Annotated in this window: 15 protein-coding genes and 1 pseudogene; 12 read left to right on the top strand and 4 right to left on the bottom strand. The window is 70.6% G+C overall.

Features of this window, described 5'->3' with window-relative positions; translation table 11 throughout:
• Positions 1-894 precede the first annotated feature (894 nt).
• Complete coding sequence (locus ACTWP8_RS19970) at positions 895-1,086, top strand: helix-turn-helix domain-containing protein (RefSeq protein ID WP_443323512.1); 192 nt, start codon at positions 895-897, stop codon at positions 1,084-1,086.
• Here the strand turns inward: ACTWP8_RS19970 and ACTWP8_RS19965 are convergent.
• The gene (locus ACTWP8_RS19965; RefSeq protein WP_443323511.1) at positions 1,034-1,261 is read right to left on the bottom strand and encodes a hypothetical protein; all 228 of its coding nucleotides are present in this window, start codon (positions 1,259-1,261) and stop codon (positions 1,034-1,036) included. The genes ACTWP8_RS19970 and ACTWP8_RS19965 overlap by 53 nt on opposite strands.
• Positions 1,262-1,542: 281 nt before the next feature.
• On the opposite strand from ACTWP8_RS19965, the gene ACTWP8_RS19960 reads away from it, so the two are divergent.
• From ACTWP8_RS19960 to ACTWP8_RS19950, 3 genes are all read left to right on the top strand, one after another.
• The gene (locus ACTWP8_RS19960; protein ID WP_443323510.1) at positions 1,543-1,815 is read left to right on the top strand and encodes a hypothetical protein; all 273 of its coding nucleotides are present in this window, start codon (positions 1,543-1,545) and stop codon (positions 1,813-1,815) included.
• Positions 1,816-1,912: 97 nt separating this feature from the next.
• Positions 1,913-2,230, top strand: coding sequence for a hypothetical protein (locus ACTWP8_RS19955; RefSeq protein WP_443323509.1), 318 nt, complete (start codon positions 1,913-1,915; stop codon positions 2,228-2,230).
• A 297-nt stretch (positions 2,231-2,527) separates the two neighbouring features.
• The gene (locus ACTWP8_RS19950) at positions 2,528-3,286 is read left to right on the top strand and encodes an NUDIX hydrolase (RefSeq protein ID WP_443323508.1); all 759 of its coding nucleotides are present in this window, start codon (positions 2,528-2,530) and stop codon (positions 3,284-3,286) included.
• Positions 3,287-3,363: 77 nt separating this feature from the next.
• On the opposite strand, the gene ACTWP8_RS19945 is transcribed toward ACTWP8_RS19950, so the two are convergent.
• Positions 3,364-4,737 carry a hypothetical protein gene (locus ACTWP8_RS19945; protein ID WP_443323507.1) on the bottom strand — a complete coding sequence of 458 codons (1,374 nt, stop codon included), beginning with the start codon at positions 4,735-4,737 and terminating at the stop codon, positions 3,364-3,366.
• 229 nt (positions 4,738-4,966) lie between these two features.
• On the opposite strand from ACTWP8_RS19945, the gene ACTWP8_RS19940 reads away from it, so the two are divergent.
• The 4 genes from ACTWP8_RS19940 to ACTWP8_RS19925 all read left to right on the top strand — a co-directional run bounded on the left by ACTWP8_RS19940 (position 4,967) and on the right by ACTWP8_RS19925 (position 8,716).
• On the top strand, positions 4,967-5,755 hold the full coding sequence (locus tag ACTWP8_RS19940) for a 2-keto-4-pentenoate hydratase (protein WP_443323506.1): 789 nt from the start codon (positions 4,967-4,969) through the stop codon (positions 5,753-5,755).
• A 69-nt stretch (positions 5,756-5,824) separates the two neighbouring features.
• Entirely contained in the window at positions 5,825-6,691 is an 867-nt protein-coding gene (locus ACTWP8_RS19935; RefSeq protein ID WP_443323505.1) for an acetylating acetaldehyde dehydrogenase, read from the top strand.
• 10 nt (positions 6,692-6,701) lie between these two features.
• On the top strand, positions 6,702-7,724 hold the full coding sequence (gene dmpG, locus ACTWP8_RS19930) for a 4-hydroxy-2-oxovalerate aldolase (protein ID WP_443323504.1): 1,023 nt from the start codon (positions 6,702-6,704) through the stop codon (positions 7,722-7,724).
• Entirely contained in the window at positions 7,724-8,716 is a 993-nt protein-coding gene (locus tag ACTWP8_RS19925) for a beta-ketoacyl-ACP synthase 3 (RefSeq protein ID WP_443323503.1), read from the top strand. Before dmpG ends, ACTWP8_RS19925 begins: the two co-directional genes overlap by 1 nt.
• A gap of 5 nt (positions 8,717-8,721) precedes the next feature.
• Here ACTWP8_RS19925 and ACTWP8_RS19920 read toward each other — a convergent pair.
• Positions 8,722-9,924: pseudogene (locus ACTWP8_RS19920) on the bottom strand (IS110 family transposase).
• 205 nt (positions 9,925-10,129) lie between these two features.
• On the opposite strand from ACTWP8_RS19920, the gene ACTWP8_RS19915 reads away from it, so the two are divergent.
• The 4 genes from ACTWP8_RS19915 to ACTWP8_RS19900 are packed head-to-tail and all read left to right on the top strand — an operon-like array spanning position 10,130 to position 12,948.
• A complete protein-coding gene (locus ACTWP8_RS19915) occupies positions 10,130-10,360 on the top strand; it encodes an acyl carrier protein (protein WP_443323502.1) in 231 nt (76 codons plus the stop codon).
• An 8-nt stretch (positions 10,361-10,368) separates the two neighbouring features.
• Positions 10,369-11,238: an HpcH/HpaI aldolase/citrate lyase family protein gene (locus ACTWP8_RS19910; RefSeq protein ID WP_443323501.1), complete on the top strand. Its 870-nt coding sequence runs from the start codon at positions 10,369-10,371 to the stop codon at positions 11,236-11,238.
• On the top strand, positions 11,235-11,765 hold the full coding sequence (locus tag ACTWP8_RS19905) for a MaoC family dehydratase (protein ID WP_443323500.1): 531 nt from the start codon (positions 11,235-11,237) through the stop codon (positions 11,763-11,765). The genes ACTWP8_RS19910 and ACTWP8_RS19905 overlap by 4 nt, the downstream gene beginning before the upstream one ends.
• Positions 11,766-11,775: 10 nt before the next feature.
• On the top strand, positions 11,776-12,948 hold the full coding sequence (locus ACTWP8_RS19900) for a GNAT family N-acetyltransferase (RefSeq protein ID WP_443323499.1): 1,173 nt from the start codon (positions 11,776-11,778) through the stop codon (positions 12,946-12,948).
• A gap of 87 nt (positions 12,949-13,035) precedes the next feature.
• Here the strand turns inward: ACTWP8_RS19900 and ACTWP8_RS19895 are convergent, their stop codons facing one another.
• Positions 13,036-13,191, bottom strand: a complete 156-nt coding sequence (locus ACTWP8_RS19895) for a hypothetical protein (protein ID WP_443323498.1) — start codon at positions 13,189-13,191, stop codon at positions 13,036-13,038.
• Positions 13,192-13,301: the final 110 nt, after the last annotated feature.

The following is a 13,301-nucleotide window of genomic DNA, read 5'->3' as shown; positions in this document are numbered from 1 at the left end:
GGGATTCTGCCCGATGGGGCAGTGGAGAGGGTCCTGGCACAGGCCGAGACGGTCCCGCCCCGGTCCTCTTCTTCGCCGGAGTCTGGCTCTTCCTCGTAGGTTCCGAACGGCCCCGGCTGGCCCGGCGCGACTCCGAGGATAAGCGCGCCGCCTCTTGAGCCGATGCGGGACGTCTCACTGCTCCCGCTCGTAGCCGTCATCGTCGCCCCATCCGGCGTCGCGGTCCTCGTCCCGCACAGGGCCCTCGTCGTCGTTGATCTCGGCACACATGTTCTTCATGATGCCGCCGTGCTCCAGGTCGTCATCTCACGCCGCCCGGATCTGGCCCGGCTTCAGGCGCCACGGTTCCGAGTACTCCGCTCCGCAGCCGGCGCAGTAAGCCCGGTAGAGCGCGGCGGCCGGCCCCAGGCTGTCGGATGGTCGGGCGGCCAGATGCTCCCCTTCGATGACCGACACCAGCTCCATCCCAGGGGTTGGGGCATCGGCAGCTGGTGGGCACCGGCGGCCGGGTGGTCATTCGTCGCTCCCGGCCTCGGGCGGGCATCCGGGGTGGTTGCCCGCCACTCGCGCGGCTTGCGGCCGGTGGCCTGCTCGACTGCGGCGACGTCACCGTGCCCGTAGGCGGTGCGCACCCCGGAGACGGACATGCCGGAGGCGGCGGCAAGGTCGGCCAGCTTGAGGGGCGGGGGCGGGTGAACTCCCTCCCGTACGCCACTAGCCGGCGGATCTCGGCCTCGGCCAATGCAGAGTACGCAACAAATTACGATGAGCGCGATGGATTGCAGCGCATTCCGCGCCTCCGGTGAGCCTCGGCCGGCTACGCCGGATCCACCGCCGCGGGCCTGTTCTGTACGCGATGATCGTCTCGGCCTGCTGTCGGACGGAGGAGGAGTCGTGGACAAGGGAAAGCGGATCTCCGGCGAGGCGCGGGAGAAGCTCGCCGCACGTCTCAAGAAGGAATACGACAGCGGCGCGTCCATCCGCGCGATCGCGGAGGTTCACGGACGCTCCTACGGATTCGTCCACCGCATGCTCACCGAGGCCGGCGCCACCCTGCGCGGCCGGGGAGGAGCGACCAGGCAGTAGCCCTGACCTGCGGGCCCCTCGCACACCGGTTCGCCACCTCGACGCGGGCGCCGATGGCCAGCTCCTCCTTGGCCTGCTGCAATTCCTCGCGCGTCTTCTCCAGCTCGCGGGCCATCGCGGCCATGGCCTCCGGGACGGCGTCGCGGGCCTTGACCTGGGCCTGATAGGACTCCACGAGGTCGACGTGCTGTTAGAGGACGTCGCGGCGCAAGTCCGGCTTCGATGGCGAGTTCGCTGGTGGTGAGCTTGCCCGTGCTGGAGCGCAGCGGAGGGCCGGCCAGCAGCCGCTCGGCGGCGGCGGTGATCGCGGCTCGGTCGGCGGCCACGTCGCGGGGTTTGCCGCCCATCAGTTCCCTCCCGGGGTCGTGCCGCCGTGCGCGGGGCGGCTGGTGTGGTGCTGATCGATGATGCCTCGGGTGCGAGCCGGAGGATGTCCGCCTGCACCCTGCCGACGCGGTGGTGGTTGGTGCCCAGCCGCCGGGCGAGATGCGCGACGTCGAGCACGATGTCGCCGTGCTGCAGCGGCTCGACGAGGACCAGGCGCTGCTGGAGGTCGAGCACGAGTCCGATCAGCGGCCGGTGCTGCGGTACGTCGGCGAGGACGTCGAGGAAGGCCGTGGTCTGTTCCTGGTCAAGGCCGTGGCCACCCAGTGGGGCTGGCGACTCAGTAACCGGGGTGGCAAGACGGTGTGGGCTTCCCTCGTGCTGCCTGTGGGGCCTGCAGCATGAGCCTGGCGTCCCCGAAGAGGGTGCTTCTGGCCGTCACGGGCACGCGGCCGAGGTTCTGGTGCAAATGCACGCTGACGTCATCGGAGGCTGACAGCAAGTGAGCTCGTTCGACGCATACGGGGCTCGCGATGCCGTGCGCTGGATCCGTATCGCCGTGCCAATGCTGGTGTCTGCGCTGGACGAGGAGGAGGCCGAGCCCGTCCACGAGTGGCTCCTCCTCCGCGGCCGACGGGCCATCGACACCCTGCAGAGCGGAGAGGCGTTCACCATCGCCCTGCGGCACGGGCGGCTGCGCCTTGCCTGGAGCGCGCGGCCTGTGCAGTATCTGCCGTTGACCCACCGTGTCGGCAGTCCGCTCCCGCCGTGTGCCCAGAATGGTCCCAGCCTGCGGCACTGCGAGCGGCCCTGGCGGTGACGCAGCACCCGACAGTAGGCGCAGACGGCGTACACGCGCCCGCTCAAGACTTCCCGCCCTGACTACGTGCACCTGCTCGCCGTCCAACGGTGCCGGTCGGCCACCGTCACCACACCTCGCTGCCGAAGTGAAGAACGGGAACGTCGAGAGCTAGGTGACGATGGCCAAGGTGCTCGCCGACTTGTTGTGCCCCACAGCCTTCCCCGCCGACCATGACCTCGCTGTGCGAGGTCCCATCGTGGACGGCGACCGAGGGGATCGCCTCGTTGTGAGCCTGGGCAGCCCTACGATGGGCCGGTGACCGAGACACTGCCCCCTTTGGGTGTTGACCTCTTCGATGTTCACCAGCTCCGCCTGACGGAGGCCGAAGCGCCGCGGCTGTCGCCCGCGGACGAAGTGGCCAGGGACCGCGTGTGGAACAAGGCGGTCCAGGCCAACCCGAGCCTCTTCGACGGGCCGGTGGTGGCGTGCGCGGGGCTGGAGTGGGAGGAACCACGTAGTCTCGTACTGTCCTGGGCGCGGGTGACGTACCGCCATTACGCCCTGCGCCGTGTCCCGGGTTCCACGTCGTGGTTGCCGTCGCTGTTCGTGAACGTCGTGCAGCCGACGGACGACGGGCGTGTGTTGGCGGCACGGATGTCGTCGTCGACGGCCGCCCCGGGTCGTTGGCAGCTGCCGGGCGGATCAGTTGAACCGCCGGCAGAGCACGAGGAGCTGGATGAGGCTGCCCTGCATCGGAACGCGGCGCGGGAGCTCGCCGAGGAGATCGGTGTCGGCCTGTCGCCTGAGGAACTGGCCCTGTGGGCCGTTACCCGGGGCGAACACGGCAGTATCGGGCTCGTCTACCTTGCCCCGGCTCGGTCGGCGTCGGTGCTGCATGAGCGGTTCGCGGCCTTGGTGGCCGCTGAGCAGGCCCAGGGGCGGGAACCGGAGCTGGATGAGATCGCTCTGGTGCGGTCGCCGGCCGGGCTTGCGGATCTGGATGGTCCTCACGCGGACTACCTAGAGCCGGTCGTGCGGCGTTACTCGGAGGCATCGCTTCGGCGCAATGTCTGAGTGATTCCCGAGGTACGTCGTCCCTCGTTCGAGGGAGACCTGGGGGTCGTACTGCTCCGCCCCGGGGCTGGCTGGTGTCAGGTGACGGCGAGAAAGTCCTGGGCGCGTTCGTCGAGTTCTGCCGCGCACCGCAGGCCGCGGGCCCGGAAGCGGGCGAGATCGGCGCGCATCCGCCTGACGGCTTTGCGAGTGCGGACGGACCGTACACCGTCCATGTGGTCCAGGGCCCGGTGCCAGGCGGCGCACGCCTGCTCGATGCCGCCGCGCTTGAGGTGCATTTCGGCGCCGGCCACCAGATCGAGGGCGACGATCCGCGTGTAGGTCCCGGTGGGGCGGGACGCGGCCGCGAGGGCGTACTGCTCGGCGGCTGCCCGGTGGTCGCCGAGGGTCTCGTGGATCTTTGCGGTGCGCGAGTACACAGATGCTGCCAGGGGGCCCCAGGCCAGGGCCCAGAAGGGTACGTCGTCGCCGGGGGCCGCGGTCAGTAGGACGTGGGCCTGCTCGGTCTCGGCTAGGGCAGCGCGCCTTTTCCCGGCCTTGGCCAGGGTGTGGGCGTGGACGACCCGGAACAGGGCCTCGGTCTGGGCGTCGACCCGGCCCTTGGCCCGGTTCAGGCCCGTCGCGGCGAGGCCCTGGCAGTGTTCGGGGCGGTGGAGTTTGAGGCCTTGCATGGCCATCGTGCGCATCACGAACCCGTCGTGTCCGGTGATGCCGGACTCGGCGGCGAGCGCGTAGGACTGGAGGAAGTACCGCTGGGCAAGTCCCTGCTGGCCCGCGTCGTAGCTCTTCCAGCCCAGGAGGTGGACGCCCCGGCTGGCGGCCGAGAGCATCTGCCGGCGGGCCTCGTCGGTACGGAAGCGGGCTCGGCACAGCGGGGCGACGTCGTCGCGCAGGTAGGTGACCAGGGCACTGCGGCCGTGCTGTCCGCCGTGGCGTTCGTCCATCTCTGAGACGGCGCTGATCATGTCGCGCACGGCGGCGACCTCGGTCATGCCGACGGTGTGGCCGGTGCGGGCGGCGGCGGTGCGGGCGGCGATCTCCTGGACGTGGGAGAGCGGCAGGGCGGCGGCGGCTACGGAGTAGGCGGAGGTCGTCAGGAAGTGGCGCCGGTCCAACTCGTACCTCCACATCGGCAGCAGGGCGTCCAGCGGGTCGGCCCCGAGGGACAGCCCGATGGTGTCATCGTCCGTCTCGCGCGCGGTCGGCAGGCCGAGGTCGGCGGGGGTGAGGAGGCGGCCGAGGCGTCGGGATAACGCGACGGCGAGGTAGCGGCCGGTGTCGCCCCGGGGTGTGGTGCCAGCGATCCAGTGCTCGACGGCGGACTTGTTGGTCCGTAAGACGACGCCGCATTCGGCGGCCACCGCGCGGACCGCCTTGGCCAGGGCCTCGTAGGTCAGTCCCGATTCGGCGACCAGATCGCGGAGCTGGTGGTTTGGCGTGCGCGTGGTCATGAGGACCTGCCCGTGTATACGCGATATACCGCTTGGCCTGCCTGCCACCGTACCGCCGCAGGGTCGCCGCGGGTTGACTCTTCATCAGGCAGGGCGTCCAGCGCGATCGGGTTCTGCGCGCTCGGCTCCGCCTAAGGGCGCCGCACCGCGCGCTCTCGAGCGGGTCGCTCGGCCCCCGCACTCCTGCGCCGTATCTCCCGAACCGCACGAACCCTCTGGGAGGGAATCCATGGATGAGCGGGGAAGTCAGTGGAGCTCCGCGGCGGCGGCCCTGCTCGCCGCAGAGCAGTCCCGAGTTCCGGTGGCTCCGCTGACCTCGCAGCCGCCCGGCCTGACCCTTGAGGACGCCTACCAGATTCAGGCGGCAGCCGTTGCGCGCCGGGTCGCCGGTGGGGCCCGCGTCGTCGGCCACAAAGTCGGGGTGACCTCGCGGGCGATGCAGGAGCAGATGGGCGTCGACGAGCCGGACTCGGGTGTCCTCCTGGACGACATGGTGCTGCCCAGCGGCAGCGAGCTGGTGCGCGGCGACTTCCTGGCGCCGCGGGTGGAGGCGGAGATCGCGTTCCGGCTCGGCCACGACCTTCAGGGCCCCGAGGTCAGCGTGGAGGCCGCCAAGGACGCGGTGTCGGAGGTGTTCCTCGCCCTTGAGGTGATCGACACCCGGTTCACCAGCTGGCGAATCGCCCTGGCGGACAGCATCGCTGACAACGCCTCCTCTGCGCGGGTCGTCACCGGGGCCATGGTCCCCCTCGATCCCGCGTGGGACCTGGCTGCCGAGCAACTGGTCGTCAGCGTCGACGGCAAGGCCGTCGCCACGGGGGAGGGCCGGGCCGTCCTCGGCGACCCGTTCCGCCCGCTCGTCTGGCTGGCGAGCCGGTTGAGCGAACTCGGCGCGGGCCTGAGCGCCGGTGATCTCGTCCTGGCCGGGGCAGTGCACGCCAGCCTCCCCCTCGACGCGGCGACGAGGGTGCGGACCTCCGCGCCCCATCTGCCCCCGGTGGACCTCCGGGTCGCCTGACCTTGCTTCTCCCGGCGCGGCGGCCTGCCGCCTGCCCGTACTCGTTCACCCCCGAAGAAGGAGCGGCCCATGGCCGATGGAAGGACGAGCGTCGCGGTACTCGGAGCTGGCCTGATCGGTATCGATCTTGCCGAGAAGGTCCAACGCTCCCGCGCCCTGCACCTGAGCCTCGTGTCGGGCCGGGACCGCGAGGGCCTTGGCCTGCGTCGGGCGGTGGAGATGGGGTTCACGACGACGGCCGGCGGGATCGACTCCCTACTCGAGTCCGGGCCCTTCGACATCGTCTTCGACACCTCAAACGCCGACGATCACGCCGAGCACTGGTCCCGCCTGCGCCAGACGGGCGCAACGCTCATCGACCTCACCCCCGCGCAGCTCGGCACGGTGGTCGTGCCGACCGTCAACGGCGACCAAGCGCTCACGCACCAGCACATCAGCCTCGTCAGCTGCGGCGGCCAGGCGTCGATCCCCATCCTGCACACTCTCGCCCAGCACTGCACCCCGCAGTACATCGAGGTCATCTCCACCGGGGCGAGCGCGAGTGCCGGCCGGGCCACGCGGCTCAACCTCGACCAGTACATCACCACCACTCAGGCCGCCATCCGTGCCTTCACCGGCGTGCCGGAGGCGAAGGTAATGGTCAACCTGAGCCCCGCTCGGCCGGCGCCGCCGTTCCGCGTGGTCTTGACCGTGCTGGCAACCGACCTCCGGCCCCACCCGCTCCACTCGGTCGTTGCGGTCGCCGCCGAGAGCGTGCGTACGTACGCGCCCGGGTTCGCCGTGACCTCGGTGGCAGTGGACGACGGCCGGATCTCCGTCGCCGTGGAGGTGACCGCCGAGGGCGGCCGTATCCCCCGGTACGCGGGAAATCTCGACATCATCAACGCGGCTGCGGTCCTGCTGGCAGAGCAGCACACGGCGGCCCGGTTCCGGTGAAGGAATCCTCATGGACGAAGTCACGAACGGCCAGGCGGCCCAGGTATTGATCCACGACCCCACGCTCAGGGACGGCCACCACGCGGTGCGCCACCAGCTCGACGCCGACCAGTTGCGCGACTACGCCACGGCGGCCAACGCCGCCCGGGTGCCGGTGGTGGAGATCGGCCACGGAAACGGCCTGGGCGCCTCTTCCCTCCAGATCGGCAGGGCCCGCCTGAGCGACACGGACATGCTGAAGGTCGTCCGCGAAGCCCTCACCCACTCCCGGATGGGCGTCTTCATGGCCCCGGGCTGGGGCACGTCCGACGACCTGCGCGGCGCCGTCGCCCTCGGTGCGGACGTGGTGAGGATCGCCGCGCACTGCACCGAGGCCGACGTGACCGAACGCCACCTCGGCGTCGTGCGGGACCTCGGTGCCGAAGCCCAAGGCGTCCTGCTCATGAGCCACATGGCCAGGCCGGACCAGCTGGCCGAACAGTGCGGCCTGCTGGCGAAGTTCGGCGCGCAGGCGGTCGGCATCTTCGACTCCGCCGGCCACTACCTCCCCGCCGACGTGGCCGAGCGGCTCGCCGCCATCACCGCGGCAGTCGACGTGCCGGTGATCTTCCACGGTCACAACAACCTGGGGTTAGCCATCGCGAACTCCATCGCAGCGATCCAGGCTGGCGCCCAGATCATCGACGCCACCGCCCGCGGCTTCGGCGCCGGGGCCGGGAACACCCAGCTGGAAGTCCTCGTGGCCGTCCTGGAGCGCATGGGCCACTCCACCGGCATCGACCTCCGCCGTCTCCTGAATGCGGCGGACATCGCAGAGGGACGGCTGATGAAGGCCCCGCCGGTGATCGACTCCGTCAGCCTCGTCAGCGGCCTGGCCGGCGTCTTCTCCGGGTTCAAGAATCCCGTGCTGGCCACCGCCCGCCGCGAGGGCATCGACCCCCTCGACCTCTTCTTCGCGCTCGGCGAGCGCCAGGTGGTCGCGGGCCAGGAAGACCTTATCGGCGACGTCTCCCGCAAGCTCAAGGAGGCGTGATGCCGCCCCACAACGAACCCGCTGCGGCGGTCATCTGCGGCATCGGCGCGGCACTGCCTACGAGGGTCGTCTCCAACGCGGAGCTCTGCACCCACCTGGACACGACGGACGAGTGGATTCGCTCCCGCACCGGCATCGCCCAGCGGCACATCGCGGGCCACAACAGCTCCACCGAGGACCTGGCGGTGCAGGCCGCCGCCCAGGCCTTGGCACGCTCCGCACCGCGCCCGGTCCAGGCGCTGGTGCTGGCCACGACGACACCGGATCGGTGCTGCCCCGCCACCGCGACCACCGTGGCATCCCAGCTGGGCCTGACCGGTATCCCGGCGCTCGACCTCGCGGCAGGCTGCACCGGCTTCCTCTACGGGCTCGCCACGGCCGTCGGCTTCATCGCCGCCCGGGCGGCGGACTCGGTCCTCGTCATCGGGGCGGAGCGGCTCTCCACGCTCCCGGCCCGAGGCGACCGTACGACCGTGCCGCTCTTCGCCGACGGCGCCGGTGCCGTGGTGCTGCGCCGCGGGCAGGCATGGGAGGACGGGGCGGTCGGCCCGGTGGTACTGGGCAGCGACGGCACCTACGCCGAGCTGATCCGGACCGCGCGTCCGGGGGCGTTGCAGATGCAGGGGGCGGAGGTCTTCCGTCACGCGGTCGACCGCATGTCCGCCGCCTCCGCGCAGGCGGTCGCGGCAGCCGGCTGGCGCATGGAGGACGTCGACCGTCTGGTGCCGCACCAGGCCAACGCGCGGATCACCTCCTTAGTCGCCCGGCAGCTCGCCGTCCCCGATGACCGGCAGCTGCAGAACATCGACTCCGTGGGCAACACCGGTGCCGCCTCCATCCCTTTGCTCCTGACACAGGCCGCCGCCGACGGTCGCCTCAAGGCCGGACATCGCGTTGTGCTGACCGCGTTTGGCGCCGGACTGACCTGGGGCGCCACCACCATCAACTGGCCCGACCTGACCCTGACCCCACGACCGAGGGAGTTTCAATGACTGAGTCAAGCCGCCTGCGCGACCGGCGGGGCGGGGGTGAAGACCCGGTTGCCGCGCAGGAGGGCCCACAGCACGCTCGCCCGTCGCCGGGCCAGAGCGATGACAGACTGGACGTGCCTGAGCCCTTCGCCGCGTTTCTTGAGGTAGAAGTCCCGGTTCGGTCCTTCGCGCATCATGCTGGTCTGCGCGGACATGTAGAACACCCGGCGCAGGCGGCGGCTGTATCGCTTGGGTCGGTGGAGGCTGCCGGTACGACGGCCGGAGTCGCGTGGAACGGGCACCAGCCCGGCCGCCGAGGCCAGATGACCGGCATCCGCGTAGGCCGCCAGGTCGCCGGCGGCGACAACGAACTCGGCGCCGAGGATCGGACCCATGCCCGGCAGGGACTCGATGATCTCCGCCTGCGGATGGGCGCGGAACGTGTCCCGGATCTGCTGGTCGATGCGCTTGAGGCGGTCACCCAGGGCCAGGATCTGCGCCGCCAGGTCAGCCACGATCTGAGCGGCGACGTCCTCGCCGGGCAGCGCGGTCTGCTGGGCCTTGGCGGCTTCCAGGGCTGTGGCCGCGACCGCACTGGCGCCGCGCACACCACGGTTGGCCAGCCAGGCTGTCAGCCGGGCCCTGCCCCGACGACGGATCGCGGCCGGGGTCTAGTAGCCGGTCAGCAGCACCAGCGCGCCCTTGTAGGCCGAGTAGTCAAAGGCCCGCTCCAGTGCGGGAAAGGCGCCCGTCAGGGCGTCCCGCAGCCGGTTGATCATCCGTACCCGGTCGGCCACCAGATCGGAGCGGTGGACGGTCAGCAGCGCGAGATCGGCGGCCATCTGGACAGGCACATCGATGGCGGCGAAGTCACGGCGGTGGCGGGCGGTTTCGGCGATGACGTAGGCGTCGCGGGCATCCGTCTTGGCCTCGCCCCGGTAGGCGCCGGTCATGCGGTTGACGGTCCGGCCAGGCACGTAGACGGCCTGTTGGCCGTGGGCGGCGAGCAGGGCCAGCAGCAGTGCCGAGGACCTGCCGGAGATGTCCACGGCCCAGTGCACTGCGTCGGCCACGTCCAGGAGCTCGCCGAGCGCGGTCAGGATCGCCGACTCGTCGTTGTCGATCTTCTTGGACCACACCGTAGCGCCGCTCACGTCGACCACTGCCGCCCAGTGATGGGCTTTGCCAGCATCGATGCCGACCCAGACCTGGGCCTTGCGTTCGCTCACGCGCCCCTCCTCGTTCCGCACAGCGTGCCGTCGGCCCGAGGAACCCCCGTCGTCATCTCCGTAAACAGCGACCAGACCGCGCATTTCAATCAGCGACCAGTGCGCCCCGGAGAGCCGGATGGCCACTCCTTCGGAGCCACAACTGGCAAGACGCCATCAGCCACATCCGGCCCCCCCGGCCCGCCCAACAACTTACGGAGACGCCGTGATCGGTGATCTCGAGAACATCCTGCTCAAGGACCTCAAACTGTCGGCGGACCGGCTGACGCCGGACGCCAGCCTCGACGCTGCCGGCTTCGACTCGCTCGCGATCGTCGAGCTCTCCGTCCTGCTCGGCGACCGCTTCGGCATCGACGTCACCGACGCGGACATCAAGGGCGCCGCCACCCTCGAACAGCTCGACCGCCTCATCCAGCGCAAGCGCGACGAAAGGTGAGCTCCGTGATGAAGCAGCACACACGCCCCGGGCGGGCCTGGATCATCACACCTGGCCTGCGACTCAGCCGGTTCCAGGCCGCGCAGACCTCCGGCGCCGGGGTGGCCCTCGTCGACCTCGAAGACTCCGTGGCCATGCAGGACAAGCAAGCCGCCCGCACCGCGGCACAGCAGTTCTTCGACCGGCCGGACGCGCCGTGCACCCTGGGCGTCCGCATGAACGCGCCGACGACCCTGGAGGGAACCAAGGACCTGGTCGCCTTGGCCGCGTACGCGTCCAAGCCCGACCTCATCCTCGTCCCGAAAACCGAATCCGCCCGGGACATCGAGCTGGTCGCCAGCGTCCTGGACGCCCAGGGCTACACCCCGGACATCTGGGCACTGATCGAAACCCCGCGCGCCTTCGACAAACTCCCCTCGATCATGAAGGCGCCCCGACTCGGCGGCGTCGTCTTCGGATCGGCGGACTACGCCGCGACTGTCCACTGCGGCCTGGCGTGGGAGGCCCTTCTGTACGCCCGCTCCGCCCTGGTCAACAGCGCGACGGCCGCCGGTATCCCCGCCATCGACGCGCCAGCCTTCGACCTGGGCGACCTCGACGCGCTGCGGCGCGAAGCCGAGCAGGCCAAGGAGCTCGGGTTCTACGGCAAGGGCGCCGTCCACCCCCGCCAGGCGGCCGTCATCAACGAGACCTTCGCGCCCTCCGAGGAGGAGATCGCCCGCGCGCGGGCGATCGTCGCCGCCGGCCAGCGGAGCGGGAGCGGCATCACGTCCGTGGGCGGCCAGATGGTCGGCACCCCCTTCTTCACCGCAGCCCAGGCCCTCGTTCGCGAGGTGGACGAGTCGGCCCGGGGCGCAGACGCATCGGAGACGCCATGAGCAACGATCTCCCGAGGGGCTACCGGCACATCGCCGAGGGCCGCATCCGTGAGAACGTCGGCCTCGGTTACGACGAGCTCGCCGTCGGCCTGGTCATCGAGCACCGTCCGGGACGGACGGTCACCGAGACGGACAACCTCCTGGGGACGGCGCTGACCGGCAACGCGGCGCCCATCCACACCGACGCCCACTTCAGCAGCACCACCGAGTGGGGCCGCATCCTCGTATGCGGTGGCGTCACGCTGAACCTCGTCGCTGGCATGACCGTACGCAGCACCAGCGGCCTGACCGTCGCGAACCTCGCGCTCACCGACGTCCGGTTCGAGGCCCCCGTCTTCATCGGAGACACGCTCTACGCGGAGACGGAAGTCCTCAGCCGCAGGCTCTCCGAGAGTCGCCCCGAAAACGGGATCGTGACGTGCCGTACCTCCGGCCACAACCAGGCGGACACGCGCGTACTGACGTTCAGTCGGACCTTCCTCGTCCCCACCGACGCCGACGCCGTCCGGGCCGCCACCAACTACTAGAAGGCGATCCATGAGCGAACAGCTGTCCTTCACCCCGGCCGATGACGGCCTGTGGCAGCAGTACGACGAGCTGGCCACCCGCGCCTACGGCCACCGCGTCGGCGACATCACCGACCTGCGCGAGCACGCCGACCTTCAGGTAGCGACCCGCGAAGGCCGGGTTGTCGCCGGGGGCCTCGGCCTGCTCGTCAACCAGTTCTTCGGCGGCTCCCCCGTACCCAGCGCCTGCCTCGGCGCCGGCTGCGTCGCCCCGGAGGAACGCGGCGAGCACCTGGCCACCCGCATGGCCGCCGAACGCCTGCAGCCCCTGCAAGAGCGAGGCGCAGTGATCTCCGCAATCTCGACGTCCTCGACCGGCTACGCCCGGCAGCTCGGCTGGGAGGCACCCGTGCCGGTCTTCGCCTGGGCGGTGTCCACCGACGACCTGAAGCGGTCGTTCACTGGCGACGACTTCGAGATCGAGCACGGCTTCACCCCCGACGCCCAGGACCTCCAGCGGGGCCTCGCTCGGCATTGGAACGGCCCCGTCGAGCGGCCCGACTGGTGGTTCCCCTGGAAGCACAGGAAGAACGCCCTGACGACGTACCGCTTCCGCCAGCCCGGCCAACCCCCCGCCGGGATGCTGTCCCTCACCACGAAACGCCACGAGCGCCACGGCATGAAGCTCGTCGTCCACGACTTCTGGGCAGCCAGTCAGAGCACCGCCGCAGCCATGCTCGCCTTCCTCGGCCGCCACAACGCCCGCGCCGAGACCATCGAATTCCGGCGCGGCGCCCTCCCGCCCTACCCCACCCTGCTTCACAACCTCCACCGCCACCGGCCCACCGCCGAAGCATGGCACCCCTGGATGCTGCGCATCCTCGACATCCCCGAAGCCATCCGTCTCCGCGGATGGCCCGCCGACCTCAACGCCAACGTTCCCATCGAGATCGAAAACGAGAACGGCGGCGCCTGGGACCGATACTTCCTCCGGATCACCACCGGATCAGCCGAGATCAGCCCGACGCACACCGAGGGCAAAGTGACCCTCACCCGAAGGCAGCTCGCGGTCTGGTACGCCGGCGGCTACAGAACCGTCACCTCGGCCCGCATGGCAGGAGTCCGCGCCGCGTCAGAGAAGCCGCTCGCGACCCTTATCCGCAGTACGACAGAGCTCGAACCATGGCTGCCCGACCACTTCTAGCACCTACGTGCACGCCGAATGAGTGCAGCCTCCAGAATCATCGGCGGTGGCGGCCGTGCCTTCGGGGTCGGCCGCGGCCCGCTCCTACTACCTGCTCCAGCGTGACCGCGAGCACCAGGACGCGATGCGCTCGGCGGCCTGTTCGCGCCGCCGCAGGTCGTCCTCGGACGGCTCCGGCACCGCGTCGATCAGTTCCAGCAGCCGCTCGCCCCGCCCGATCAGTCCTCGGCGGACGCCTCCCACCAGCGGTTCCTGTTCGGCTTGAACGAGCTCGTGGGGCAGGAGGCCAGCGCGGTGTGCAGTCGGCCGAGCGCTGGCCCGATCTGGCGGCTGTGCGCCGCGGCGTACGAGTG

Origin of the sequence: Streptomyces sp. 7N604 (assembly GCF_052245475.1) — a bacterium.
Taxonomy (GTDB): domain Bacteria; phylum Actinomycetota; class Actinomycetes; order Streptomycetales; family Streptomycetaceae; genus Streptomyces.
The sequence above is the reverse complement of the archived record's forward strand: the minus strand, read 5'-3'. Positions and strand labels throughout refer to the sequence as shown.